Here is a 25422-nt window from a genome sequence, read left to right as displayed (position 1 = left end):
CGATAGTAACCACTCACTGGCGGATCCCGGCCGCTGCTGCGGCCTTTCGCATGCCGCGGGCCCGTATGGGAGTTCGCGGATCGGTTCCAAAACAACCTGGCGCGCTCGAGACGCTTGTCCATGAACTGGTTTTCCCGATCCCGTCTCACGACCGTGCGCCATACTCTCCTTCAACCTCAGCCTGCTCCACGGCACCCCACGACGTTAGCGGCTTACGCCACCACCGCCGGAGCTCGGTAGACCCCGCCATGGGCGAGCAACGCCCAGACTGTTCGGGCCATCTTGTTAGCCAGCGCGACCCGCACCAGCATCGGCGGCTTGCGCGCCATCATGCTGGCCAGCCACGATCCCGGCACGGGACCTTTGCGGGATGCCCAACTGGCAACTGCGCTCGCCCCAATGATGAGCAGACGTCGCAGCGTTCGTTCTCCCATCCGAGAGGTTCGGCCCAACCGTTCCTTGCCGCCGCTGGAGTGTTGCACTGGCGTAAGACCCAGCCATGCGGCAAAGTCGCGCCCTCGTCGGAAGGTCGCGGCCGATGGTGCCAGCGCGACCAGGGCTGTTGCGGTGATCGCCCCGATACCAGGAATGGTCATTAACCGCCTCGCGACCGGATCCTCCTTCGCGCGCCGGACGATCTCGGCATCAAGCACCGACACCCGATCATTGAGCGCACGGAGTTCGGCCATGATAACGCCAAGGACGATACGGGCTGGCTCCAGGAGGTTGGAGACCGGATCCTCAACGATCGCAATAAGCCGCCCGACATGCATCGGACCCTGCGCGACGACCATGCCGAACTCGGTCATATGGCCTCGAAGCGCATTGATCAGCTGGGTTCGCTGTCGGACCAGCAGATCGCGGGTGCGAAAGACCAGCGCCGATGCCTGCGCAAGCTCGCTCTTCACGGGCACGAACCGCATCGTCGGTCGCTGCGCTGCCTCGCAGATGGCCTCGGCATCCGCCATGTCATTCTTCTGGCGCTTCACGAACGGCTTCACGTAAGCCGGCGCAATCAGCTTCACCTCGTGTCCCAGCCGACCAATCTCGCGCCCCCAATGATGAGCGCCACCGCAAGCCTCCATGGCGATCACGCATCGGGGCAGTTCGGCGAAGAAAGCAAGAAGCTGGTCCCGTCGAAGCTTCTTTCGCAGTACGACCGCGCCATTGCGATCAGCGCCATGTACTTGAAATACGTGCTTCGCCAGATCCAATCCGACTGTGATAATGTGTTCCACGGACGCCTCCTCTGATGGTCTGCAACACCACCATCTTGCACAAACGATGCCGTGAGGGGCGTCCACCCCATCAATCTTGGCAGCCACAAAGGCGTCGGCGTGCGCGCTGCGATCGAAGCGATAGGAGCCAAGCTCCTGTACCTTCCGCCCTACAGCCCCGACTTCAATCCGATCGAGAACGCCTTCTCCAAGCTCAAGGCGCTTCTGCGAAAGGCAGCGGAGCGAACCGTCGACGGCCTGTGGAGCCGCATCGGCGCATTGCTGCCGACCTTCACGCCGCAGGAATGCGCCAACTTCTTCGCCGCTGCTGGTTATGAGCCGGATTAAGCCGAATCCGCTCTAATGGGCGCGGAGATCACCCACAGTTACGCTAGGCAGAATGGCTCCTTGAAAAGAAACCGTGAAAAAACGGCGGAGCCTTCGCGACGTACCTAATCCGCCGATCGCAACCGCTTCATCGTGAACTCGATCTCGCCGCCAGGCTGTTCACGCCAGAACTCGACCGCGCTCATGTACGCCGCGGCCGGCCAGCGATCGAGGAAAGCCCTCGCCGTCCGGCGAGCCTGGTCTCGATGCTGCCTGAAGGTCTCCCGGACATAGCCGTCACCGGCTGTTAATCGGCGCCGAACATAATCCGCGCCGGGGTGGGGTCAACACCGGCGCCTATCGTGACCCCACTCCGACGAAGCTTTCTCAATTTCCTTCAGGACGTTACTGCTCATCCTTCCAGCGACGTGACCCCGCGGCGCCGATTCACAAGCTACAACCGCCGAAGCAGCGCTAATCCGCCGTCCTCAGCCTTCGCATCGTGAACTCGATCTCGCCGCCGGGGCAGCTCCCGCCAGGTTTCAACTTGGCTCATGTACGCCGCGGCCGGCCACCGATCGAGGAACGCTCTCGCCTTCTGACGGGCTTGGTCCCGACGCTGCCTGAAGGTCTCCCGCGCGAATCCGTCATCCGCCCTCGTCTGCCGGCGCCGGGCAGCCATCTCGGTCGACAAGATCATTCGGGGCGTTTTGGGTCTGACCATTGGTGGCAACACTAAAGCTGGGAGCCCCGCCAATGCGGGGCTCCCCAAGGCGTTTTGAATCTATCTGCTGGGCGTGCCGCTCTGCGGCGGCTGACTTGGTGACGAACCCGTGCCCTGAACTCGTCCAGACGGCGCGTTCTGGTTCGCCGGCTGATCTCCGCCCGGCGTCTGCGGGGCAGCTTGTCCCGTCGTGTTCGACTGATTTGGAGCCGTGCTCTGGCCCGTCGTCGTCGACGGCTGGTTCTGCTGCGCAGGTGGGTTGGTCGCCTGACCCGTGTTCTGGTTGGGGGCTTGGCCCGTGGTGTTCTGCTCGCTCGGCTGTGGCTGGCCCGTCTGGGCCTGTCCAGTGCCGACCTGTCCCTGGCCCGTCGTTGAGGTCTGGGAGCCGGTTGTCGAGGACTGCGATAGGCCGATGCTCTGGTTCGCCTGCTGGCTCAGTCGACCAGAGACGCCAAGCGACGAAACCGTGCGGGCGTCGATGCTGCCGCTCATCTGAATGCCCTGCTGCCGCTGGAACACGGTGATGGCTTCGCGGGTCTCCGGACCCAGGACGCCGTCGGCTTCACCGTGCAGGAGACCGCGCTCGATCAATACGCGCTGCACGACGCGAATGTCGTCGGGCGGGAGATCAATCGCAGCAACGCTGCCGCTGCTGCCCTGGCCACCGCCGCTGAAATGCGTCCGCGGCCCGGCCGGAACCACATCGACAATGCGCCGATCACGGTCGACGAACACGACTTCATCTTCCACAACGAAGAAGCTGTAGTCGCGGTAGGCAGGGAACGTATCGATCAGCGTCGGATAGGTCGAAACTGATACGACCGAGACGTTCGACGGCACCGCCACACCGGTATGGACCTGGAAGTTGATGGAGTTCACGTTGACGCGCGGGGCATTGCCTGCGTGAAGCACCGACTGCTGCAGCGTTGTCTGCTGCTGTGCGGTCAAGTTGGTGCGGGTCTGCGTCTGACCGGCGGCCGTGGTCTGGCCCTGGGTGACGTTCTGACCGGTACCGGAGCTCGAATCGCGATCCTGGGCGCTCTCGCCCTGCATGCCTGGTCCGCTCTGGTCCTGGCGTGAAGACGGCTGCTGCGCTTGCTGGCTATCGGCCTTACCATTGTCAGGGGTTCGATCCTCCGATCGCCGCGCATCATCGCGATCGGACCGTCCCTGACCCATCGTCCGGTCCTTCTGACCCTGGCGGTGCGCCCGATCGTTGCCCGTCTCGCGCTGCTCCTTGTTGGACTCCTGCGAGCGCCGCGCGTCGTCGCGATCAGATCGTCCCTGAGTCGCCGTTTGACCCTTGCCGCTGTCGCGCGGACTCTCGGCGCGTCCGCGGTCACGCGTGCCAGATTCATCACGCTGCGCGCGGCCGGGCTCGCTCTCCCGTGCAGCGGGACCTTCGGCCCGGCCACCTTCCCGGGATTCCGTCCCGCGGCCCTGCGTCATGCCTTCACTGCGCGAGGCGCCGGGCGCGCTCTGCGACATTCCGCCTCCGGATTGGTCAGCGGATGTTCCCTTTTCGCTGGCCGCGCCGCCGCCGCTCAAACCTTGCGCGGACGCAAGGCTCACGCCGGTGAGTAACGCTGCCGTCGTAACCAAAAACCTGCTCTTCATTCTGTTCGTCATCTCCTTCTCCTCCTGAGTTGCTCGCTTGCTCTTCAATCGAAGAGAATGAAGCACCGGACAGCTCGACGCGCTTCGAGGGTGCGAGAGGATATCCGGAGAAAACCGAGTGGTGATGCGATCGTTCCGTCGGCGACGCGATTGTGGTCTTTTAATCGTGACGGGGGATTGCCGCGACCGCGTGCGGCGCGCTCATGTTCCAGCGTTCGCGGTGTTTGTTCAAATAGTCGCTCATCCGGGAAGCCCGCTGATTCGGCTCGGACGGAACGACTTTCCCCCATTGATCGTTTGACCTCCTCTTCAACAGGAGGCAATCACATGGACTGGAACCGCGTCGAAGGAAACTGGAAACAGGTCAAGGGCAAGGTGAAGGAGCAGTGAGGCAAACTCACCGATGACGACCTCGATCAGATCGCTGGCAAGCGTGAGCAGCTCGAAGGAAAACTGCAACAGCGTTACGGGTACCAGAAAGACCAGACCAAGAAGGAAGTTGATGATTGGTACGGCACTCAATCATGGCACTTCTAGCGCTGGAATCCCGCCCAACCTACGCCGCACCAACAACGACCCGCCCTCGTTTCGAGTGAAGTATGACGGCGTGGAAATTGGATCAATCTCGAAACGGCATCACCACGTCGAGCATCGTGACTTCTGGTCATGGGGCATCGACACGATGCCGTTGATGAGCCATGGCGGCGGGCCTCCGGCGGGAGAGGCTCGCAGTTTCGATCAGGCTAGAAAACTGTTCAAAGAGGCTTTCGAGAAATGGAAGACGAGTCTCCCACCAAGCCGCTTGACGAGAAGCTGATCTACAAGCGGGCGGCAGCCAGCAGACGGGCACATGACAGACTGGTCCCGCCGCTTCAACGCGCCGGTCAAGACGGCTGACGGGAAGATGCTGCGCACGCTGAAGGATGCCGCCGAGTATGTGCTGGCGTTACCGCCGAAGGTGCAGGCCGAACCTGCATGACAGCGCGCGGCTCGAGAACTGAAGAACGCCGCTGAGCTGGACCCGGCATGGCGATGGTTCGCACGGTCGGCGATGATGCACGCGCTGCTTGCTCGCGCCGGATGAGCCGCCTATCGGCAACCCAGAGGGGAAGAGGGGGCATAGGTGGCGCACGAAACGAAAGCTGGCGAGGGATCGCTGAAGCGAAAAAACCACCAGCATCCCGCCGCTTCATGAAACTAAATTCGAGCTCCAAAAGTTAAGGGCCATCACCGCACGGATCGTGGCTTCTACCGGTGATGAGAACGCTGATTAGCGCTTCCGCCCACTCAGACCAGGGAGCAGCGCCATGGCGCGGTTCATCCAATCCATTCCTTTACAGGATCGTCTTTTGGCATTCATCCATGCGATGCGAGAGCGCGCCGAACTGGTCCCACCCGGCCCAGAGCGCGACGAATTACTAAAGAAGGTGAAGAAAGCCGAGAACGCAGTGGAAATGGAGCAACGGGTCGCCGAAGCAAAGGCCGCCTCAATGCGCGGCCTCTCCCCAATAGAAAACCCCGCCGGCGTTAGGAACATCTCCCCCGCTTCTCACAATGACCGGAACGGGAGTTAACCCCCGGGCCCATTTCCTCGAACCAGATTAGGTTCCGCACCACATGATGGGGCTTCGACCGTTCAGGCGCCGTACAGGGTCGTTGGCGCTCAACTGATCACATTGTGATCCCCAAATCATATTTGCGTTCAGCCCGCCATGTTCGGCGGGCTTTTCGTGCTGCCACAGCTGCCGCTCGTGGCTACTTTGGGACTCGGCCCGCATCCGGGGGCTTTCAGGAACACATCGTCTGCTTCCCGCATTATCTGGCTGGAACGGGAATTAACCCCCGCAGGTCAAATTTCCCGACCCGATCAGGCCCGCCAGTCTCCTTGGCGGGCCTTTTTGGTGTGGCGCTTCGCCGCCGGAACGCGCTTCAGCCTCCGTGCGTTGCCAGTGCGGTCGGGTCAACAGCCCTACTCCAAGCGTCAGGTAGCTGGATGGGTTGCGGTCTCCGGCCGGACCCGCCGGCGCCCCCAGATCAACGCCGGCGGGTTTTTGCGATCACCTGTCCAAAAATTAGGAGGTTATTATTATGGATGAAGACAGGGATGACCCAATGCCCCAGGGACCGACTAACAATCTGTTCCTTGCCGTCGGCGGCTTTGGATTTGTAGCGGCGCTCGTGGCGGTCGGACTGATTGTGGCGGCAAGCCTCGGACTTTTACGTTGAATGCTGCCGCCTCACGAACGGCTTGGCATCGACGCTACGAACGCCGGCGCCGCCGCTGACGTTCCGTGTTGGGATGGCCTGTATGCCTCTGAGAGGGACAAGCAGCGCCGGGCACGCGCCCGCCGCAAAGGAACGAAGGGCTAAGTTGAGGAATTGACGTCTCCACACGTGGAAAGGAGCGTCCTTATGAGCAACGATCCCGAAACGCGGCCCAGCGTGGGGCAAGACGTGCATCAGGACCCGCAAGGTGACCATCCGTCGCCGGTTCCCGATAATGCGCGTCCCTCAGATGACCTGATCGACAGCGATAAAGAGGCGGGGAAAGCTATCTACGGCGCCCGTAACGAAAAGATAGGCTCGATCGAGCGCGTCATGGTCGACAAGACCAGCGGCGAAATTGCCTACGCCGTGCTGAGTTTCGGCGGCGTTCTCGGCATCGGCGACGACCTTTACCCGGTGCCCTGGAAGCTGCTCAGATACGACTCCGAGCTTGACGGCTACCGCAGCGACATAAGCGGGAATCGACTGAACGGCTCCCCGAAGTACGGCACCGAGACCATCTTTGACTGGGACGCCCGATACGCCGAACTGGATGACTACTACAACGATGAAGTGATACGTCCAGGTTGAATATCTTTGCATGAGTTACAGGGGTGGTGGCGGGTTCGGGAACGCCCCTCCACTCCATGCGTTGCCAGTGTGGACGGGCCCGAGGCCTCAGGCCCCCGTTCACCCCCGGGCCCGCCGGTGGCCCCCGGCCCCGGCGGGCTTTATTTTGATCGGATCCCTTCCCGTCGCCTGCATTAAAAACTTCGGACGATGCCTGACCGGGTACCGTCCCACTTTACTCAACTGTCCGCCATGCCTCGTCGCGCCGCTGGAGGCTTTCCACAAAACCGTGTTTCGACTCTGGCACTCTGCCATGGTTCGCTTGCATCATGGGCCAACTCCTCAAATCTGCCAGATGCCCGACCTGCGGAAAGCCGATGATCATGGCGTTGCCACCCGGCGGGAAAGGCTCGCGGAATCTCCGGTGCGTGGAATGCGATCCCTTGGGCGATGACAAGACCAAGGGATGGGTCAAGAGCGGGCTACAACCACCGAAGCCCTCACGCTAATCCGCGCCCCGCAGGAACTATTGGGGCGCGGCAACGTTGGCGAGAATGCGTCATTTTTGTATGATCATTCTCGCGGGCGGTTTGCTGGTTCTGTTTCCGCTATTGCTCGGGTTGTTATTTGGGATCTAGAGCCACGTCGAAGAGTGAGCGGTCCTTTTTCCGGCCAGAATCTTTTTTTGGCGGCCCAAATCTCAGCGCTCGCGCTGCTCTTTCTCAGCCCGATCAACAGCGCAGTCAGCAACCTCACGGCTTGAGATGGGTGGCCCGCCGCCGCGCACGGCGCGTCCCGCCATGTCGGCTTCGGTAGGGCCGGATCGACCGCAGCCGGCCAGGACGATCAGCGCCGCCGCAGCCAGCGGAATCAGGAGAATGCGAGATGAAATTGAAATCACGTCACCACGGACCCGGGATTCGAGGTCTATGAGCTATATGATCGGAACCGCCCCGGGCCTTCGTTGTTGCTCCATGGCTCTGACAGCAGGAGGACAAGAACATGGGCAAGGGCGCTCTTCTCTGGTTACTCGGCATACCGATTCCGATCGTTATTCTGCTCTGGCTGTTTGGATTTCTGCACTAGTCTAGTCTAGCACTACTTTGGCAGATTTATTCACGCCGTTGCATTTCGCCGATTTGTCTTCTGCAGTATGGGCATCGCTGATTTGGTGGTCGAAGAATGAGTTCGACGATGGCGTGACGTATGGCCGGCAAGCTGGGCTGGGGCGGCGGGCCGTTGATTCTTTTTTTTCCGGCCCGCTGTGGCGATGCGGCGGTGCTGTAAAAAGGCGTAAGCGATCATGGTCATGAGAGCGTGACGATGCAATCCTTGCCAGGATCGTCCCTCGAAGTGGTCAAGGCCGAGTTCCTCTTTCAACTGCTGATGCGCTTGCTCGCAGATCCATCGCGCTTTGACGGCTGCTGCCAACTGTCGCAGATTCGTTCCGGCGGGCAGGTTGGCCAGATAGTACTTCTTCTCCCCCGAGCTGCGATGCTCACCGATCAGCCACGCCTCCTCGCCGGGAAGATGTTGTTGGCCCTTGTCCTTGATCCGTTGTGGCGGCCCGGCGATCCGCACGCGAACAGCGGCAAACCGTGCCTTCAGTCTGCCCTTGGTCCCCAGCCGCCAACTCACATTCTTCCACTTGGCATCAGCAAGCATGTTTTCCGCCGGCATCGACAACGGATCCGGGATGTGCCGCTGACGGGGGCGACCTCGGCCGGCGATCGGAAAGATCAGCTTGACCCCCGCCGGATAAACTTTCTGACGCCCCGGGATGCCGACTGCCCAGGCCAGGCCACGGGCCGTGAGACCCTGACGGAACGGCGCGCTGAGCCCGTAACCGGCATCCGCCAGCACACAGCCGAAACGAACACCGGCTGCCATCACGCGATCAATTTCAGCCAGCGCGATCTCCGGCTTGGTCCGCGCGGCGCGATGCTCGACGGGAACGCCCGCACGCTTCAAACGCGCCGGATCGCTCGTCCAACTCTCGGGCAGGAAGAGCCGCAGTGCCACCATGACCGGCACTTCACCGCACGCAAGTGTCAGCGATACCAACGTTTGGCAATTGGCCGTCTTGCCGAGCGATGAGGCATATTGCGGAGCGACACCAACCGAACGATCGCCCTTCTTCGGCATCGCCGTGTCGTCGATGACCAGCACCGCATCCTTGCCGCCGACGAGACGATCGGCCTGAACCAGCAGTTCCGACTCCAACGGCGCCGCGTCCCAGACGCCATCAGCGATGAAATGGTGCAACTGATCATAGTCGCCCGGTGCCAGCCGTGCCGCCATCGGCTGGACGCTCTTGCGATCGCCCGGTCCAATCAGTCCGGAAACATATAGTGGACACATCCGCCGCCGCGCCTTGTGACCTAAACAATCCAGGAACGGCTTCAGCCAGCGTCCAAGCTCATCTCCCCACTTCGATCTCGTGTCCGCCATGGTCGGCCCTCCAAAAGCCGACCACCCATGAATCATCGAAAAGCTGATTCGGGAATCCTGTCACCCCGATCCATCGCAAAAATCTGCCAAAGTAGTGCTAGCACTACTTTGGCAGATTTATTCACGCCGTTGCATTTCGCCGACTTGTCTTCTGCAGTATGGGCATCGCTGATTTGGCGGTCGAAGAATGAGTTCGACGATGGCGTGGCGCACGGCCGGCAAACTCGGCTGTGGCGGTGGGCCGTTGATTCTTTTTTTTCCGGGCCGCTGTGGCGATGCGGCGGTGCTGTAAAAAGGCGTAAGCGATCATGGTCATGAGAGCATGACGGTGAAGGCCGTGCCAGGACCGGCCCTCGAAGTGATCAAGTCCGAGCTCCTCTTTCAACTGCTGATGCGCTTGCTCGCAGATCCATCGCGCTTTGACGGCTGCAGCCAACTGTCGCAGATTCGTCCGGGCTGGCAGGCTGGCCAGATAGTACTTCTTCTCCCCCGAGCTGCGATGCTCACCGATCAGCCACGCCTCCTCGCCGGGAAGATGTTGTTGACCCTTGTCCTTGATCCGTTGTGGCGGCCCATCGGCGATCCGCACGCGAACAGCGGCAAACCGCGCTTTCAGTCTGCCCTTGGTTCCCAGCCGCCAACTCACATTCTTCCACCTAGCATCAGCAAGCATGTTTTCCGCCGGCATCGACAACAGATCCGGGATGTGCCGCTGACGGGGGCGACCTCGACCGGCGATCGGAAAGATCAGCTTGACCGCCGCCGGATAAACTTTCTGACGCCCCGGGATGCCGACTGCCCAGGCCAGGCCACGAGCCGTGAGACCCTGACGGAACGGTGCGCTGAGCCCGTAACCGGCATCCGCCAGCACACAGCCGAAGCGAACACCGGCTGCGAGCACGCGATCAATTTCAGCCAGCGCGATCTCCGGCTTGGTTCGCGCGGCGCGATACTCGACGGGAACGCCCGCACGCTTCAAGCGCGCCGGATCGCTCGTCCAACTCTCGGGCAGGAAGAGCCGCAGTGCCACCATGACCGGCACTTCACCGCACGCAAGTGTCAGCGATACCAACGTTTGGCAATTGGCCGTCTTGCCGAGCGATGAGGCATATTGCGGAGCGACACCAACCGAACGATCGCCCTTCTTCGGCATCGCCGTGTCGTCGATGACCAGCACCGCATCCTTGCCGCCGACAAGGCGATCGGCCTGAACCAGCAATTCCGATTCCAATGGCGCCGCATCCCAGACACCATCAGCGATGAAATGGTGCAACTGGTCATAGTCGCCCGGTGCCAGCCGTGCCGCCATCGGCTGGACGCTCTTGCGATCGCCCGGTCCGATCAGTCCGGAAACATATAGTGGACACATCCGCCGCCGCGCCTTGTGACCCAAACAATCCAGGAACGGCTTCAGCCAGCGTCCAAGCTCATCTCCCCGCTTCCGATCTCATGTCCGCCATGGTCGGCCCTCCAAAAGCCGACCACCCATGAATCATCGAAAATCTGATTCGGGAATCCAGTTACCCAGATCAATCGCAAAAATCTGCCAAAGTAGTGCTAGGGTCTGGACTCATTGATTAGAGCCAGAAGATGACTGCGGCTGCGATGCAGATTGCGGACATGAAGGTATGGCGCATCGATCGTAGCGGGTATGGATGCCAGTCCTTGATCCTGCCGAACATGTTTTCGATCTTGTGCCGTTGGCGATAGAGCACACGATCATGCTCGATCGGCTTCTTGCGGTTTGACTTCGACGGGATGCATGGCGTGATGCCGAGCGGCGAGCGCTGTCGGCGTCATAGCCCTTGTCGCCGAGCAACTGCTTCGCGGACGGTAGCGCATCAATCGTCAGGGCTGCGCCCTTATAATCGCTCATCTCTGGCCTTCGCTGAGCAACATGACGAGGGGGCGACCCTAACCATCGCATATGGCGTGCAGCTTCGAGTTCAAACCGCCTTTGGTGCGCCCGATACGTCGGGGAACAGGCCCTTTTTTAAAAGGCTCGCAGCGGTACGGTGCGCCTTCAGAAACCGAGTTGCCTTGGCTCAACCGAACGCACCGATGCCTCGTCGAAATCGCTTCGAAGGACGACCCCTTGGTCCGGACTCTAGGTTGTATACTTCCACGCGAAGCATTGGGAACCTTCGCGCTGAGCGTTCCGAGGTCGAAGTTCCTCGGGGGCGGATTGTTCCACCCAATCGAAAACAGGATCCTATTTCCAGAGGTCAGCCCGTTGGCCCTTCGACCTCGGGCTGTTCCTTTTCCGGCAAGATTCCGGTGCCAGGCGTTTTCTGAGGATCCGTCAATTCCGGCTTGTCATGAGGTCCAGCAGGCGGAACGTGCTGATCCGGCCTCGGCTGCTTATCAAGTTTACGGTTCTTAGGGTTTCTCGTCATTCCGATAGAATGCGGCGCAGATGTCTCGTTCCTAGGTCAGCATTCGACCCGATCAACAAACACGACCACCAGCACCGCGCGACATGAATGAACCGGCGCGCACGCGCCATCACTGTTGCATACTAAGAGAAACCCCGAGCGTCTGCGCCTTGGCTGCCGTCGCACCCGGCGTCCTCTTTAGCTGCTTTGCGATCGTTTTCACGCCAGCTTTCTGCTTGGCGAGAGTCTTTAAGTTGCGAACGTCGTCCTTCGTCCATTCGCGGCGAACTGCTGTTTTCTTCTTGAGCAAATCTTCTCTCCTAAATTGTCAGGCGTGCGGTTTAGCAGATCGCGCAAAAGGCGCAACCATCACCGCGGCTGCACGGATGTACTGTTGCCGCGCTGAGTTTGTATGTTTCATCAACTTTGGACTCCACTGAAATGAGAACTCTTGAAGATGCGCGCCAGCAAGGTCAGCGCGACGGAATGACGTACGCCGCAGCGATGCTCGCCGGAACGATCCAGAAGCTTGCGCTCATATCCGGGCAAGGATCCTCGAAGTACAATCCGTTGCGGATAAGACGATCGCCAGCCCCGATCAAGGCCAGCGCGCCTTCGCGGAACGCGAATTGGAATACGTCTCTTCCTTTAAGCATCACACCGCTCCATTTGCGATTATTGGCAGCGAGGTGTCACACTAATGGCGCCTATCCCATCCTACGCATTCGGCACCGTCACTGTTACCGCCAACGGTAAAGTTGTAACAGGTACTGGTGCGATCTGGTCAGAAGTTAACGCGCGCGCGGGCGACGACATCTCGATCGGTGGCAACACCGTCATCATCAACGACGCGACGGACGAAACCCATCTCGTCATTGATGCATGGCCTTAAGCCGCACAAACGGACGTTGCCTAACACAGCGCTCGCCGCCACGCTTTGTCGGTGGTCAGACGGGTGCCGACCTAACCACGCTGCTTTCAACTCTCAAAAGAAAAGGGCTCCTCTGGTATCTCGACACGGCTTACATCGAGCCAGACGATACGGCCCCGCCGCTTACTGCGGACGAGGGGCAGGGCATCTTACAAATTGCCAGTGGTAAGTTATGGGTGATGCAGGGCAGTGCGTGGACGTTCGTTGGTATTCAGCGCGGATTAGGCGTAGCTGCACCCTGGGACTCGGGGACAACATTAACGACGTCGTTTCGTTAGCTGGGACATCTTACGTTTGTATAGCCTGGAGGAAGCGCCACGGGCGTCACCAATTCTGGCACTTCCGGCGACGCCGTCCTGGATTTTACCATCCCGCAGGGCAAAGGCCACAGCGCAACATCGACCACATCGCTTGCGATAGGGACTGGTAGCAAGGCGTTCACCACGCAGTCCGGCCTTGCCCACACCAATGGCGCGCGTGTCCGTGCCAGCATTGCGGCTAACACGTCGTCTTGGATGGAAGGTCTTGTCACGTATAGCGGCACGACGCTGACGATGACGACCGACAAGACTAACGGATCCGGTACGCACACCGACTGGAAGTTGAACGTCGTTGGCGAGCTTGGCGCTGGCGACATGTCTTCGGCGAACTACGCTTCCGAATACGTGGGGCACGAAGCAGCGGTGCGCACGAATATCGGTGCGGCGAGTCTCAGCGATCTAGCGGCCGTTTCCGATTTCTTCCGGGGGCTTGCATATTATCCCAATGCGACTACGCCAACCACCAAGTTGGACGTTACAGCGGGCGCCTGCCGCGATAGTCTAAGCATCTCGACCATCAATCTTACATCGACCATCACGAAGGATGTAACGGCGGCGTGGGTGGCTGGTAGCGAGAATGGCGCGTCCGTGTCGTCCGCAGCCAATAATACGACTGCGGCCCGCATTAGCGGTGCCGCCCGGCGCGAAATGCGATGTCAATCGGCGTTGGATTGGGACCCCTTATCGGCATCCAAAAGGGACCCCTTTGAACGGCGAGTTCTGCCGGTAGCGCTCGCAGCGTCGGAGCTGGCCGGGGTTGCGGAGACGGTGCGAGCGCGGGTTGTTTGATCATCATCGCGGCTTTTGAAGCGCCAGGAGTCGTTGCCGGTCTCGACGATGTCGCAGTGATGTGTCAGGCGGTCGAGCAATGCGGTCGTCATCTTGGCGTCACCGAACACGCTGGGCCATTCGCCGAAGGCGAGGTTCGTGGTGACGACGATGGAGGTGCGCTCGTATAACCGACTGACGAGGTGGAACAGGAGCTGTCCGCCGGCTTGGGCGAAGGGCAGATAGCCAAGTTCATCGAGGACGATGAAGTCCATGCGGGTCAGATGCTCAGCTATCCGGCCCTGCCGCCCATTGCGGGTCTCGGTCTCGAGCCGGTTGACGAGGTCGACCACGTTGTAGAACCGGCCGCGTGCGCCCGATCGGATACAGCTTCTGACAATGGCGATGGCGAGGTGGCTCTTGCCGGTGCCGGTCCCACCAACCAACACGACATTGCGCTGATGGGCGATAAACCCGCCGCCGGCCAGGTCATTGACCAGCGTCTGGTTGATCGGCGTGCCCTCGAAGCGGAAGTCATTGAGGTCCTTGGCGAGCGGCAGCTTGGCGATGGTGAGCTGGTATTTGATCGAGCGGGCCTGCTTCTCGTTGATCTCGGCGCTGAGCAGATCGCCGACAATGCGCTGCGGTTCATGCTGGCGCTTGACGGCGGTGGCCATGATCTCGTCGTAAGCCGCCTTCATGCCGTAGAGCTTGAGTTCGCCCATGAGGTCGAAGAGTTGAGTGCGTTCCATCAGACCGTTCTCCTGAGGTTGTCGTAACGGGCACAATCGGCGATGGGTGCATGACGTAGCTTCAGCGCATCCGGTGTGAGGATGTTGCCTGGTGGCGCCGGATCGCGCTGGCGAGCCAGGATGTTGAGAACGACATCGGCGGAATGGACGCCGTGGGAGAGCGCCTCGGCGCAGGCAGCCTCGACGGCGGGCAAGCCGTCGGTCAGCACCGCGTTGAGGATATCGACCATCTGCCGGTTGCCGTCGGCGGCGCCCGCGAGCTTGCGCCGCACACGTTCCATCGCGGCCGGCAGCACCCAATCCTTGAAGGGAGCACCGTTGCGCAAGGCGCCGGGCTTGCGGGCCAGGACAGGCACGTAATGCCAGGGATCGTAGGTCGTCTCGCCGCGGCCGAAGGAGCGAGGATGCTCGGCAACGATGCGCCCGTCCTGGCGGATTACAATGCGGTCGGCATAGGCATGCACCTCGACCGGACGCCCAACCGCGCTCGCAGCCACCGAGTATTTGTTGTTGTCGAAGCGCACCAGGCAGGTCTTCGAGACCGATGCCGGCACTGCGTGGAATCCATCGAACCGGCCGGCATAGGGAACGAGCTTTGGCCGTTCCGCCTCAAACACCTCCCACACTGTCTGCTCGGTCAGTTCTGGATGGCGGTGCGCCTTGGCGTAGGCGATGCATTTATCGAGCAGCCAGGCGTTCAACTCATCATAGTTTTTGAACCGCAATCGCGGCGTGAAGAAGCGCTCACGGACCAGCCCGACCTGGTTCTCGACCTGTCCCTTCTCCCAGCCGGATGCCGGCGTGCAGGCGACCGGATCGACCAGGTAATGGCTGCACATCTGCAGGAACCGTCGATTGTAGAGACGCTCTTTGCCGACGAGGATGGTCGTCACCGCCGTCTTCATGTTGTCGTAGATGCCGCGCTGGCAGGTGCCCTTGAACAGGGCGAATGCCCGGTCGTGGGCGTCGAACACCATCTCCTGCGTCTCGCGCGGATAAGCTCGCACGAACAGCATGCGGCTATGGCAGAGCCGGACGTGCGCCACCTTCACGGTCACCGTCGCGCCGTTCAGCAGGACGACCTCGTGGCTCCAGTCGAACTGGTAGGCTTCACCCGGCGCGAAGCTCAGCGGCACATAGGCCGCGGCCGTCGTGGCGCCCCGCTCCTTGCTCCACCGTCGGGCGTAGCGCCGTACGGCATCGTAGCCCCCGGCATAACCGCAGCCACGCAGTTCCTCGAACAGGCGGATCAGCGTCAGGCGCTCGCGCGACGCCTTACCTTCATTCGCAACCAGCAACTGATCGAGCTTGTCGCTCCAGGGTCCGATCCTCGGAAGCGGCTGCGCTTCCCGCTCGTAGCGGAACTCAGTCGCCTCCGAACGGATGACCTTCCGCACCACCTTCCGGGAAACACCGAGATCACGGCATATCGCCTTGATCGGCTGACCGTGAACGAAATACGCGCGACGGATCTTCGCAATCGTCTCCACGACCAGCATTCCAATCTCGGCTCCCATGAAAATGGAAGCCAGTGTGGACCCTCAGTGCCGGGGGTCCCGATTGGATGCCGATCACCCCGAAAACGGGGTCCTTATTCCATGCCGAAACACAAAATGCGAGGTCGAAGTTTACTTGCAGGTAAACGACTCCACGTTTACGTCAGTCCCTGGTGGGAACGTCACGATCAGAGAGCCGGACTTAGGCACATACACGCCGTCTGCATCGACGGGAGACTGTACTACAACTCCGGCAAAATCTTCTCGACCCGAACTCGTCTTGTCACCAGCAACACGGGCTATGTCTCAACTGGCGACAGCAACACTTCTGGCACTCGGTGCGGCGCCGGCCGCTTCCGCCGCTCCGCCGAGGCCGAGCGCGGCAACGCCTCCGCCCGCTGCGGCGCCGTCACCTTCGACGAGTACCTCGTCTTCCCAGAAGACCGCCAAGGATTGCATCGCCGAATGGCGGGCTGACAAGGCTGGCATGCAAGCCCGTGGCGTCACCGCACAGCAAAACTCCGCGCCGAAAGACCAGGCAACGCTGGAAGCCGGGCAGTTTGCAGATGAAGCTTCCGCAAAAGCCCGCTGCCCGACCGACACCGTCGTTTGGGTCAACCTGCCGTCGAAGTTCTATCACTTCGCGGGGACGAAGAGCTACGGCACCACTAAGCGCGGTGCGAGAAGGAAGCTATCGCCGGACGAGAACAGAGCGTCAAAGACTGAAAAACATCCGTGATTGGTACCAAATACGGAGCGCACCAAACGTCCAAGACGAAATCGAAAAGATGCGTGACCCAGTCGATTACCGATTGCTGAGCGGTCGCGATCTGACTCGGTTTAAGGCCTTTGCTGGGGTGGATATTCACGGCCTTGTCGCTCAGGTAGCTGGACTTCGTGAAGCGGTATTTGAGCCAGTCGATGATTTGCATTTCGATGGACTCCCGATGGGGGGGCCAATTATCAACTATCGGACATCGCATGTGGAGTACCGCGATGCCCCGTGCACCGAAAGATCTGGCCGATCGAATGGCGGCCCGGCGCCGACATGCCAAGGCCGATGACGGCTACGTCCGGGAGACCTTCGTCCAGCCCCGCGATCAAGCCCGCCAGACGGCGAGGGCATTTCTCGATCGCTGGCCGGCGGCAGCGTATATGTCGAAGGTTGAGACCTGGCGAGAACTGCCGGGCGGTGAGATCGAGTTCACAATGAGGCGCCTTAGAAGTGCAGATTAAAAAACGCCCCGCGGAAGCGGGGCAAATCATTTAGTCGGGCCATGATTGAGTGCCGTACCAATCATCAACTTCCTTCTTGGTCTGGTCTTTCTGGTACCCGTAGCGCTGTTGCAGTTTTCCTTCGAGCTGTTCACGCTTGCCAGCGATCTGATCGAGGTCGTCATCGGTGAGTTTGCCTCACTGCTCCTTCACCTTGCCCTTGACCTGTTTCCAGTTTCCTTCGACGCGGTTCCAGTCCATGTGATTGCCTCCTGTTGAAGAGGAGGTCAAACGATCAATGGGGGAAAGTAGTCCTTAGTGGCGCGCCTGTTAACCTGACGACGACCTACGCAGTCGTTCCGCCATCACCATCGGTGTGACTGTTAGGCCCTCGTCTCAGAACGCCATAATTGCTGGACTTACTGCCGTCTGCCGCCTCAGTTCCGGCAGAGGCCATTCCCAGCTTTAGAAGTTCCCGCACCGCGGCAGCCCGGGTCGGCATGCGATACGTGAATCGGTAGTTGTCGAGAGCCGCAAGCTCTTCGGGCGAAAGCATAATTTGCAGGCGTTCGGCGCGACCCTTAATCATCGGACTTCTTCCTTACTCAAATTGAGCACTTACCTAACTGGGAACAATGCAAGCCAGTTCCCCACAGTGTGTTAAAGACTTACATTTAGTAATTTATGTAGCAAAATCAAATACTTATTCATTGTTTTACGCCGTTGGTCGGGGTAGGCTGCACCCCAATGGAGTGGCGAACATGCCCATAAAGTTTTTTAAAATACGGCTTCCCCGACCACCTAGACTCCAAGATAAGACCTCAGAAGTGGCCATGAAGTGGGCCATGAGTCCGGGTCTGCAGCCGCCTGCGCTCAAAAGCTATTCGCCGGATCCCGAGCTTGAATGCGACAACGTCCCTACCTGAGACGGCGGCCAACTTTTTTACCTGTGTATGGCACGCCAAGAACCAGCGCCATAAGCTCCCGCAGTTACTCGGCTAACGTAACGCCATCGCGCTGCTCTTGCTCGGCCTTCTGGCCTTCGATCGTCAGAACATTCTGTTCAGCCGTGACGGCGATGTCATCGAGACCGAAGCGCGACCGCCAGCGAAATCTGGTAGCGGTCGTCGCGGAGCGGTTCGATGTTGTAAGGCGGATAGTTGTCGTCCCTACCAACCCGTTGGGCCGCATCAACCATTTCCAGGAAGCGGTCAAAGCCGATGGTCGATCGCGAAATGGTTGTGAGATTTTCGCATCTCGCTAGAAATTGGCGCTGGCGATGTTCCTGTTGGTGCTACGGCCGGTCGCGCAGGAACCTCGTCACAAATTAAGTGCCTCCGTCCCCGACGGAATGGCTGGAGCGGTGTCCTCCCGCCCCCGCCTCAGTGCCTAGCGCAAGGCCCCGTTATGCCAGACATGGTTCGAAGCGAGCAGTCGAGGCGACTTACATGCCGCTCCACCTGGCGGTGGCCGTCAATTGCTGACCGTTGCCTTGCAGTTTTTTCCGCCGGCCTGAGTGCATTAAGCACATCGGGCTCCCCTGTTGAGCGACATCTCCGCTGTTGAGCCATATCGAGCGAGCAGGGCGTAATCAAATCGCGGCAATCATTGTTCGGCTCCTCCGTATAGGCGGTGAGCGCGGTACGGGCCCGAGCCAAGTCCTCTCGGGCGACCCGGAGAATCTGCCATCGAGCGCGGCGAAAGCTGCCGCCGAAGGGTCTGGACGTTCAGCCGTGACTAAACCCAGGCGCCGTCAACCTCAGCGATCGCCGCGTGCAAATTCGCGATAGCGCGCCCGATTGCGTCATAAAGCGCGATCTCCTGTTCGGGTACAGCCTTCTTCGACATTGTCGCCCGTTTCCCAACCTTCGGCCCGGGACTTATTATAGGGTGCTCCCTCGCGCCAACCTAATCGTTTATGGTTCTGCGGCTGCTAGGATGCTCGGCGACCGATGGGAGGCCGGTGGCAGGGGAAGCAATAGTCTTCACAGAAAAAAGGAACGCTCTTTTTTCATGATGCTCATCCCGCACGCGCTCGAACCATGCTGCGCTCGACGCGAGCCTCGGACCCCACCCCCACGACTCGAAAAATGCGGCTTGCTGATCTTCCATTCCCAGATCATATCGATCGCGACGTCGAAGGAGACGTCGAGCTCGCCGATTGGTGTCCTTGGCGTATAGCACTTTTGACGCTTTCGGGTCTCAAGATCGCAGCTCGGCGGGCGCCCGTGGCCATCCGCCACTGGTGGGGGTTTTATTTTTCGGAGCGGTGCGCTTTTTCGTCACGCGATACATAATCGCTCCAACGGTTACGCGTAACCACATCGAAAATGGCCACACTTGCAAGTGACGACCGGTGGTCGGGAAACACGCCCGGCAATCGGTGCGAGGTTGCCGACATAGCGGTTGACGACGCAGAACAGCGCGAGAATACCTCGACAGAGCCCGTGGTTCTCATCAGCGCCGACCTGTTCAAAGAGTAGAAGGCAGGCCACGTATCGGGCAACTATCCTCGCGTTACTCGGCGAAGTCCGGCAGCTGGCCCCGCTCAAGCGTCGTGAGATAATGGTCCTTCCCATGAAAGACGAACACGGACGACGAATCCTGTTCGGTGAGGTGACGACTGATCCTGCCTGTGCCGCTCAGGGTTTTCTATTTCACCCCGCCTTTCGCTTTTTGGCCGAAGTAGCTTTCTTGGCCGGAGACTTCGCGGCCTTTGAGCCAGACTCCAGGCTCTTGCGAAGCGCATCCATTAGATCAACCACGTTGCTGGTCTGAGGTCTTTTAGTTGCCGTGATCGGCAGGCCCTTCTGCTTTTTGGCCAGCAGTTCATTCAAGGCCTTCTCATAGTGATCCTCGAACCGTTCGGGATCGAAATGGCCGCTCTTCTGGTCGACAATATGCTTGGCTAGATCGAGCATGTCCTTGGTGAGCTTTACGTCCTTGATGTCGTCGAAATAGTCCGCTGCATCGCTCACCTCATAAGGATAACGCAGCAGCGTCCCCATCAAGCCTTTGTCACGCGCCTCGACTGCGATAACGTGCTCGCGGTTTGTCAGCACTACCCGAGCCAGCGCCACTTTGCCGGTGGCCTTGATGGTGTCGCAGATCACGGCATAGGCGTCGTGTCCGACTTTCCCGTCAGGCACGAGATAATACGGCCTGACGATGTAGAGGTCGTCGATCTCGGCACGCGGCACGAACTGATCGATGTCGATCGTGCGGGTGGACTCCAGGGCGATGTTCTCGAGTTCGTCTTTGGTGATTTCGAGATAGCTGTCGGCATCGACCTTGTAGCCTTTGACGATGTCTTCGTTCGCGATTTCCTCGCCGGTATCGGCATCGACTTTAACGTATCGGATCCGGTGGCCGGTCTTCTGGTTGATCTGGTTGAAGCTGACCTTCTCAGACTCGGACGTCGCGGGAAACAACGCGATCGGGCATGTCACCAGAGACAGCCGTAGGAAGCCCTTCCAATTGGCGCGGGGTGCCATGAACTCAAAACTCCATCTGCACTGAGGCTCAATATAAAGCCTGACAGTGAGAAGGGGAGTCGGTTCAAAGATTTAACAGTCAGGGCAAGTGTCGCCGAGCCCGAGCCTGATGGCATCCATCGCCGCGAGGCAGGCTTCCGCTGTGGCGCCGGGGAATGGGGTCCGCCAGGCTGCGCCCGGTTCCAAGCGTCCGGGTCGGCGCGGTCGAGCCGGTGCACGCAGGCAAGGTTCGCAAATATAGGTTCCTCGACACGCATCTGCGGCTTCGTCTCTATCATTGGACCCCGAAAGAACATCTTCGTCTAGGACATGGCCCAGGGCGGGCGGTCTAAAGGACATTACGCGCTGAGCGCTTTTGCAGGCTGGGCCCACCGCGTCAGGTCATAGATATCGCAGGGGCGCGATTTGTTTGTGTTCCCATAACGACCTGAAGAGCGCTGCCGCCGATCGACGCTCATCACAAGTTTTGCGAGCCTTGGCCCGAGGGTCCGCGTCCGGAACTCGAGGGCAACGCCGGCGTTAACAGGGGCTTTTCTCCGACCGGCATTTGACATGACTTTCGATTTTGACCGCCGCTCGAAATCTCTCTGGATGGACGTCGCGGTAGCGCCTGAGGCATCTCCCTTATCGGGCGATCGGTCATGCGACACCGTTATTATCGGCGCGGGTATTGCGGGAATCTCTACGGCCTATGAACTGGCAACGCAGGGACAGAAGGTTATTGTTATCGATCGCGGGAGGATCGCAGGCGGCATAACGGCCAGGACGACCGCACACCTTGCTCCTTTGTGCGACGACCTGACATCAGAAATGATCAAGCTGCGAGGCGATGATATTTCCAGGGCGTTTTATGAAAGCCACGCAGCCGCGATAGACCGTATCGAGGAAATTCAAAAAAAGCATGGTATCGCGTGTGATTTCCGGCGGCTGGACGGCTTTTTGTTTCAGGCGCTTGATACTGATCCCAAAATCATCGATGAGGAATTTGACGCCGTCTGCAAGATCGGAGCGCCCGTGCATCGCATTGTCGGGGTTGCGTTCGAACATTGCGACGCGCAGCACGCGTTGAAGTACCCTCAGCAAGCTACGTTTCACCCCCTCAAATATCTGCGTGGATTGGCCGAAGAAATCGTCGGGCGTCAGGGTCAATTTTACGCGGGTACAGCTGTTTCCGAAATCGCCGAAAATGAAGATGGAACGGTCACCGTCAAGAGCGATGGCGGATTAGTCACGGCGAGGGCAGCGGTTGTCGCCACGAACTCGCCGATTTCCAACCTGTTCACTCTTCATACCAAAATGGCGCCTTATCGCAGTTATGCGATGGCATTTGAGATAAGGGCCGGCGGCCTTCCCGATGCGTTATACTGCGACACGCTCGACCCTTATCACTATGTCCGCCTCCAACCCGGGGATCAGCAAAAAAATTACGTCATTGTAGGGGGAGGCGACCACAAGAGCGGTGAGGCCGATGACGCTGGCTTGCGGTTCGGCGCCCTGGACGCCTGGGCCCGCAATCTTATTCCGGCATTGGGTGAGGAGACGCACCGTTGGTCTGGTCAGGTGCTCGAAACAATCGACTACGCCGCCTTCATCGGCCGCAATCCAGGCAACGATAATATCTATGTACACACGGGCGACTCAGGCCCGGGGATCACGCATGGCGTAGTCGGCAGCCTTCTCAATTCGGCTCTCATTCTCGGAAAGAAAGCCAGATGGACCGACGTTTACGAGCCCGGGCGTAAGACGCCGATGGCGGCCGGCAACTTCCTTAAGGAGAACCTTACCGCGGTCAAGAACTTCGCGGAATATCTGGCCCCGGGCGAGCTCAAATCATTTGATGAACTAAAGCCTGGAACTGGGGCAATCATCCGCCAAGGCGTTTCGAAATGCGCCGCCTATCGCGACAAGTCCGGTGAACTGCTCGTGAGGTCAGCGGCCTGCACGCATATCGGCTGCCATCTGAATTGGAATTCGTTCGAGACGTGCTGGGATTGCCCCTGTCACGGTTCGCAGTTCGCGGTGGACGGGACCGCGCTGAACGCTCCCGCCGTCGCATCCCTCGACCTTATGGAAGACAAGCACTGATGCAGGCATTGCTCCTTGGATCCTCTGTTTCCGGAAGACTTTGGCAGTTTGGCGAATAGCGTCGGGGCCGCCTTGGCAGGGACGGTCCGATATGCCATTGGCTCAGCGGTACGCCTAAGAATTGCCGTCAACAACTGTCGGACTGTTCGCCGTCAGCGCCCTTGAAGACCAATTGAGGCGTTACAAGGATTTCTGGTTCATCGTAGCCGCAAGGAGCGAAGATGAAACAGAAATCCGGGCCAGGCAAAGTGCCGATCGAGTGCTGAAGGACATCCGACGTCAGACCCTCCAGTAGTGCTCGGCGGAAGAGAAGATCCGCGGAAGATCGAACGCTGGCACGCGGGATCGGGCGAGCTTCGCATGCCGGTCAGCGTGCAGGTTGACGCTTGCCCGGTTATGGTGGAGGACCTAGAATTGCCGAAAGCCGCCATCTTCGACCTAGACGGCACGCTGCTGGACTCGGTGGATCTCCACGCGCTCGCATGGCAGCAAGCTCTGCGGAAGTTCGGCCACGATGTGAGCTTCGAACAGGTTCGAAGCCAGATCGGCAAGGGGGGTGACAAGCTCATTCCCGTCTTTCTGTCCGCCGACGAACAGCGGGACCACGGCAAAGAGATGGAAGAATGGCGCGGCAATCGCTTCAAAACGGAATACCTGCCGCTTGTGCGTCCCTTCTCGGCGGTCCCAGATTTACTGCGACGCGTGCGCGACGCGGGACTTCAGGTCGCCGTCGCCTCCTCGGCCAAGAAGGACGAACTCGACAAGTACCTCGACATCGCGCGTATCACCGACCTGGTGGACGTGACGACTTCTTCAGACGACGCCGAGGAATCGAAACCGGCGCCGGACATCTTCGAGATCGTTCTCAGGAAGCTCAAGATCGAAGGCGCCGACGCCGTCGCGATCGGTGACACGCCATACGATGCCGAAGCAGCGGTGAAGGCAAAGATCGCGACCATCGGCGTGCTTTGCGGCGGGTTCACCGAGAGCTCGCTACGGCAAGGCGGATGCATCGAGATATACCCCGGCCCGGCCACACTGTTCGCTCGCTTCGCCGACTCTCCGCTTGCGAGGTAGATAACACAACACAGTCAATCGTTTCAGCAGCGGTTAGCGGACGGGGTGGGGAGCGTCATGGCGAGAAAACTGAAAACCTACCAGACTTCGCTAGGCTTCTTCGATCAGGCGATCGCCGCTCCTTCGATGAATGTTATTCGGCCTGCAATATTGACCCCCTGAGCCGGGGGATCGGCGTCCAAAATTGACCCCCGATAGGTTGGTCTGTTGCGCTGCCTGCTTTGGAACGAAGCAGGTGGTTGGGGATGCTGATCGTGGAGACGATTGCGCGGATACGCCGCGAGCACTTCATCAAGGGCAAGACGATCAAGGAGATCGCACGCGACCTGAAGGTGTCGCGGAACACGGTCCGCAAGGTGTTGCGGTCTGGGGAGACCTCATTCGAGTACGAACGTGCGGTGCAGCCGCGGCCGAAGCTGGGGCGATGGGCCGCTGATCTCGACGGATTGCTGGCGTCGAACGCGGCGAAGTCCGCTCGCGAACAGCTGACGCTGATCCGGGTCTTCGAAGAGCTTCGCGGGCGCGGCTATGACGGCGGCTACGATGCTGTGCGACGTTACGCCAGACGGTGGAGCCAGGAGCGCGGACAATCGACGGCGGCGGCCTATGTCCCGCTGAGCTTTGCACCGGGAGAAGCCTACCAGTTCGACTGGAGCCATGAGGTTGTCCTGCTGCATGGCGTGACGGTGATCGTGAAGGTCGCTCATGTCCGGCTCTGTCACAGCCGGATGCTGTTCGCTCGCGCCTATCCACGCGAGACGCAGGAGATGGTGTTCGACGCCCACGACCGGGCCTTCGCTCTGTTCAAGGGCACCTGCGGCCGCGGCATCTACGACAATATGAAGACCGCGGTGGAGACGATCTTCGTCGGCAAAGGGCGTCTCTACAATCGCCGCTTCATGCAGATGTGCAGCCATTACCTGGTCGATCCGGTCGCCTGCACGCCGGCCTCAGGCTGGGAGAAGGGCCAGGTTGAGAACCAGGTTGGGCTGGTCCGGGAGCGCTTCTTCACGCCGCGGCTGCGGTTCAAAACCCTCGACGAGTTGAACGCCTGGCTGCTGGATAAGTGCATCGCCTACGCCAAGGCGCACCGTCATCCGGAACTGACCGAACAGACGGTCTGGGAAGTGTTCGAAGCCGAGCGGCCGAAGCTCGTTCCCTATGCCGGCCGGTTCGATGGATTCCATGCCGTGCCGGCATCCGTCTCGAAGACCTGCCTGGTGCGCTTCGACAACAACAAATACTCGGTTACGGCCAACGCCGTCGGGCGGCCCGTCGAAGTGCAAGCTTATGCCGACCGCATCGTGATCCGCCAGGACGGACGCATCGTCGCCGAGCATCCGCGTTCATTCGGCCGCGGCGAGACGACCTACGATCCCTGGCATTATGTGCCGGTGCTGGCTCGCAAACCCGGCGCGTTGCGCAACGGCGCCCCGTTCAAGGACTGGGTGCTGCCGGCCGCGATCGAGCGTGTGCGGCGCAAGCTCGCCGGTGCCGACGATGGCAATCGGCAGATGGTCGACATCCTCAACGCGGTGCTGACCGACGGACTGCCGGCAGTCGAGGCCGCCTGTGCCGAGGCGATCGCCCACAGTGTCCATTCCGCCGATGTCGTTCTCAACATCCTCGCCCGCCAGCGTGAGCCGGCGCCACCAGCCAACATCCTCACCCCGGCGGCGCTGACCTTGCGCCATGCGCCGATCGCTGACTGTGCCCGTTACGACAACCTCAGGAGACC

At 60.1% G+C, this 25422-nt stretch carries 20 protein-coding genes and 9 pseudogenes; 14 read left to right on the top strand and 15 right to left on the bottom strand.

The genetic code is table 11. The features are described 5' to 3' along the window. Positions 1-212 precede the first annotated feature (212 nt). Complete coding sequence (locus tag NHAM_RS20195; RefSeq protein ID WP_011512250.1) at positions 213-1238, bottom strand: IS110 family transposase; 1026 nt, start codon at positions 1236-1238, stop codon at positions 213-215. Between the two features lie 72 nt (positions 1239-1310). Here NHAM_RS20195 and NHAM_RS20190 point away from each other — a divergent pair. Beyond that, a pseudogene (locus tag NHAM_RS20190) lies at positions 1311-1565 on the top strand (transposase); the annotation flags it as partial. 453 nt (positions 1566-2018) lie between these two features. Here NHAM_RS20190 and NHAM_RS28515 read toward each other — a convergent pair. Further along, positions 2019-2226: pseudogene (locus NHAM_RS28515) on the bottom strand (hypothetical protein). A 102-nt stretch (positions 2227-2328) separates the two neighbouring features. Beyond that, positions 2329-3897 carry a peptidoglycan-binding protein gene (locus NHAM_RS20175; protein WP_011512249.1) on the bottom strand — a complete coding sequence of 523 codons (1569 nt, stop codon included), beginning with the start codon at positions 3895-3897 and terminating at the stop codon, positions 2329-2331. Between the two features lie 315 nt (positions 3898-4212). Here NHAM_RS20175 and NHAM_RS25370 point away from each other — a divergent pair. The 6 genes and pseudogenes from NHAM_RS25370 (at position 4213) to NHAM_RS27025 (ending at position 7483) form a co-directional block, all read left to right on the top strand. After that, positions 4213-4422: pseudogene (locus NHAM_RS25370) on the top strand (CsbD family protein). Positions 4423-4735: 313 nt separating this feature from the next. After that, a complete protein-coding gene (locus NHAM_RS28960; RefSeq protein ID WP_283805358.1) occupies positions 4736-4864 on the top strand; it encodes a hypothetical protein in 129 nt (42 codons plus the stop codon). A 328-nt stretch (positions 4865-5192) separates the two neighbouring features. Further along, positions 5193-5459 (top strand): hypothetical protein, encoded by a 267-nt coding sequence (locus NHAM_RS20165; RefSeq protein WP_011512247.1) that lies wholly within the window; start codon positions 5193-5195, stop codon positions 5457-5459. A 514-nt stretch (positions 5460-5973) separates the two neighbouring features. Continuing rightward, a complete protein-coding gene (locus NHAM_RS27030) occupies positions 5974-6111 on the top strand; it encodes a hypothetical protein (RefSeq protein WP_157043709.1) in 138 nt (45 codons plus the stop codon). A 186-nt stretch (positions 6112-6297) separates the two neighbouring features. Then, entirely contained in the window at positions 6298-6741 is a 444-nt protein-coding gene (locus NHAM_RS20160) for a PRC-barrel domain-containing protein (protein ID WP_011512246.1), read from the top strand. A gap of 445 nt (positions 6742-7186) precedes the next feature. Next, positions 7187-7483, top strand: a complete 297-nt coding sequence (locus NHAM_RS27025; protein WP_157043708.1) for a hypothetical protein — start codon at positions 7187-7189, stop codon at positions 7481-7483. A gap of 353 nt (positions 7484-7836) precedes the next feature. Here the strand turns inward: NHAM_RS27025 and NHAM_RS20150 are convergent, their stop codons facing one another. The 6 genes and pseudogenes from NHAM_RS20150 to NHAM_RS20130 all read right to left on the bottom strand — a co-directional run bounded on the left by NHAM_RS20150 (position 7837) and on the right by NHAM_RS20130 (position 12202). Then, positions 7837-9171, bottom strand: a complete 1335-nt coding sequence (locus NHAM_RS20150) for an IS701-like element ISNha1 family transposase (RefSeq protein ID WP_011512244.1) — start codon at positions 9169-9171, stop codon at positions 7837-7839. A gap of 121 nt (positions 9172-9292) precedes the next feature. After that, a pseudogene (locus NHAM_RS20145) lies at positions 9293-10631 on the bottom strand (IS701 family transposase). 117 nt (positions 10632-10748) lie between these two features. Further along, a pseudogene (locus NHAM_RS28510) lies at positions 10749-11198 on the bottom strand (IS5 family transposase); the annotation flags it as partial. Positions 11199-11676: 478 nt separating this feature from the next. Continuing rightward, entirely contained in the window at positions 11677-11856 is a 180-nt protein-coding gene (locus NHAM_RS20135) for a hypothetical protein (protein ID WP_011512243.1), read from the bottom strand. 18 nt (positions 11857-11874) lie between these two features. After that, positions 11875-12048 (bottom strand): hypothetical protein, encoded by a 174-nt coding sequence (locus tag NHAM_RS29415; RefSeq protein ID WP_157043801.1) that lies wholly within the window; start codon positions 12046-12048, stop codon positions 11875-11877. Continuing rightward, a complete protein-coding gene (locus tag NHAM_RS20130; protein WP_041358471.1) occupies positions 12020-12202 on the bottom strand; it encodes a hypothetical protein in 183 nt (60 codons plus the stop codon). Before NHAM_RS20130 ends, NHAM_RS29415 begins: the two co-directional genes overlap by 29 nt. A gap of 44 nt (positions 12203-12246) precedes the next feature. Here NHAM_RS20130 and NHAM_RS20125 point away from each other — a divergent pair, with 44 nt between their 5' ends. Beyond that, on the top strand, positions 12247-12438 hold the full coding sequence (locus NHAM_RS20125) for a hypothetical protein (RefSeq protein ID WP_041358470.1): 192 nt from the start codon (positions 12247-12249) through the stop codon (positions 12436-12438). Between the two features lie 1015 nt (positions 12439-13453). Here the strand turns inward: NHAM_RS20125 and istB are convergent. The 3 genes and pseudogenes from istB to NHAM_RS27015 form a co-directional block, all read right to left on the bottom strand. Next, positions 13454-14317, bottom strand: coding sequence for an IS21-like element helper ATPase IstB (gene istB, locus NHAM_RS20115; protein WP_011512242.1), 864 nt, complete (start codon positions 14315-14317; stop codon positions 13454-13456). Then, positions 14214-15816: pseudogene (gene istA / locus NHAM_RS20110) on the bottom strand (IS21 family transposase). The gene istB and the pseudogene istA (NHAM_RS20110) overlap by 104 nt, the downstream one beginning before the upstream one ends. 303 nt (positions 15817-16119) lie before the next feature. After that, on the bottom strand, positions 16120-16263 hold the full coding sequence (locus tag NHAM_RS27015) for a hypothetical protein (RefSeq protein ID WP_157043707.1): 144 nt from the start codon (positions 16261-16263) through the stop codon (positions 16120-16122). 37 nt (positions 16264-16300) lie between these two features. On the opposite strand from NHAM_RS27015, the gene NHAM_RS27010 reads away from it, so the two are divergent. Further along, positions 16301-16552, top strand: a complete 252-nt coding sequence (locus NHAM_RS27010; protein WP_157043706.1) for a hypothetical protein — start codon at positions 16301-16303, stop codon at positions 16550-16552. Between the two features lie 257 nt (positions 16553-16809). Then, positions 16810-17049 (top strand): hypothetical protein, encoded by a 240-nt coding sequence (locus NHAM_RS20100; protein ID WP_011512240.1) that lies wholly within the window; start codon positions 16810-16812, stop codon positions 17047-17049. 30 nt (positions 17050-17079) lie between these two features. On the opposite strand, the pseudogene NHAM_RS25360 reads toward NHAM_RS20100, so the two are convergent. The 3 genes and pseudogenes from NHAM_RS25360 to NHAM_RS20080 form a co-directional block, all read right to left on the bottom strand. Then, positions 17080-17289: pseudogene (locus NHAM_RS25360) on the bottom strand (CsbD family protein). A gap of 85 nt (positions 17290-17374) precedes the next feature. Beyond that, entirely contained in the window at positions 17375-17617 is a 243-nt protein-coding gene (locus tag NHAM_RS28505; protein WP_011512239.1) for a hypothetical protein, read from the bottom strand. A gap of 2068 nt (positions 17618-19685) precedes the next feature. Then, positions 19686-20522 carry a Ku protein gene (locus NHAM_RS20080; protein WP_011512236.1) on the bottom strand — a complete coding sequence of 279 codons (837 nt, stop codon included), beginning with the start codon at positions 20520-20522 and terminating at the stop codon, positions 19686-19688. A gap of 552 nt (positions 20523-21074) precedes the next feature. Between NHAM_RS20080 and NHAM_RS20075 the strand changes: the two genes are divergently transcribed. From NHAM_RS20075 to istA (NHAM_RS20065), 4 genes and pseudogenes are all read left to right on the top strand, one after another. Next, on the top strand, positions 21075-22607 hold the full coding sequence (locus NHAM_RS20075) for an FAD-dependent oxidoreductase (RefSeq protein WP_011512235.1): 1533 nt from the start codon (positions 21075-21077) through the stop codon (positions 22605-22607). A gap of 360 nt (positions 22608-22967) precedes the next feature. Beyond that, positions 22968-23684 (top strand): HAD family hydrolase, encoded by a 717-nt coding sequence (locus tag NHAM_RS20070; protein WP_011512234.1) that lies wholly within the window; start codon positions 22968-22970, stop codon positions 23682-23684. A gap of 57 nt (positions 23685-23741) precedes the next feature. Beyond that, positions 23742-23813 (top strand): annotated as a pseudogene (locus NHAM_RS28495) (cell envelope biogenesis protein TolA); the annotation flags it as partial. Positions 23814-23929: 116 nt separating this feature from the next. Then, a pseudogene (istA, locus tag NHAM_RS20065) lies at positions 23930-25420 on the top strand (IS21 family transposase); the annotation flags it as partial. Positions 25421-25422: the final 2 nt, after the last annotated feature.

This window comes from Nitrobacter hamburgensis X14 (assembly GCF_000013885.1).
Taxonomy (GTDB): domain Bacteria; phylum Pseudomonadota; class Alphaproteobacteria; order Rhizobiales; family Xanthobacteraceae; genus Nitrobacter; species Nitrobacter hamburgensis.
The sequence above is the reverse complement of the archived record's forward strand: the minus strand, read 5'-3'. Positions and strand labels throughout refer to the sequence as shown.

Bases quoted from the DNA above. Each gene is read 5' to 3' on its own strand.
- NHAM_RS27025 (WP_157043708.1), top strand. From the start codon at position 7,187: ATGGGTCAAGAGCGGGCTACAACCACCGAAGCCCTCACGCTAATCCGC.
- istB (WP_011512242.1), bottom strand. From the start codon at position 14,317: ATGGAACGCACTCAACTCTTCGACCTCATGGGCGAACTCAAGCTCTAC.
- NHAM_RS27010 (WP_157043706.1), top strand. From the start codon at position 16,301: ATGCAAGCCCGTGGCGTCACCGCACAGCAAAACTCCGCGCCGAAAGAC.
- NHAM_RS20075 (WP_011512235.1), top strand. From the start codon at position 21,075: ATGACTTTCGATTTTGACCGCCGCTCGAAATCTCTCTGGATGGACGTC.
- NHAM_RS20080 (WP_011512236.1), bottom strand. From the start codon at position 20,522: ATGGCACCCCGCGCCAATTGGAAGGGCTTCCTACGGCTGTCTCTGGTG.
- NHAM_RS27030 (WP_157043709.1), top strand. From the start codon at position 5,974: ATGGATGAAGACAGGGATGACCCAATGCCCCAGGGACCGACTAACAAT.
- NHAM_RS20130 (WP_041358471.1), bottom strand. From the start codon at position 12,202: ATGCTTAAAGGAAGAGACGTATTCCAATTCGCGTTCCGCGAAGGCGCG.
- NHAM_RS28505 (WP_011512239.1), bottom strand. From the start codon at position 17,617: ATGATTAAGGGTCGCGCCGAACGCCTGCAAATTATGCTTTCGCCCGAA.
- NHAM_RS20160 (WP_011512246.1), top strand. From the start codon at position 6,298: ATGAGCAACGATCCCGAAACGCGGCCCAGCGTGGGGCAAGACGTGCAT.
- NHAM_RS20125 (WP_041358470.1), top strand. From the start codon at position 12,247: ATGGCGCCTATCCCATCCTACGCATTCGGCACCGTCACTGTTACCGCC.
- NHAM_RS20100 (WP_011512240.1), top strand. From the start codon at position 16,810: ATGCCCCGTGCACCGAAAGATCTGGCCGATCGAATGGCGGCCCGGCGC.
- NHAM_RS28960 (WP_283805358.1), top strand. From the start codon at position 4,736: ATGACAGACTGGTCCCGCCGCTTCAACGCGCCGGTCAAGACGGCTGAC.
- NHAM_RS20070 (WP_011512234.1), top strand. From the start codon at position 22,968: ATGCCGGTCAGCGTGCAGGTTGACGCTTGCCCGGTTATGGTGGAGGAC.
- NHAM_RS20150 (WP_011512244.1), bottom strand. From the start codon at position 9,171: ATGGCGGACACGAGATCGAAGTGGGGAGATGAGCTTGGACGCTGGCTG.
- NHAM_RS20175 (WP_011512249.1), bottom strand. From the start codon at position 3,897: ATGACGAACAGAATGAAGAGCAGGTTTTTGGTTACGACGGCAGCGTTA.
- NHAM_RS20165 (WP_011512247.1), top strand. From the start codon at position 5,193: ATGGCGCGGTTCATCCAATCCATTCCTTTACAGGATCGTCTTTTGGCA.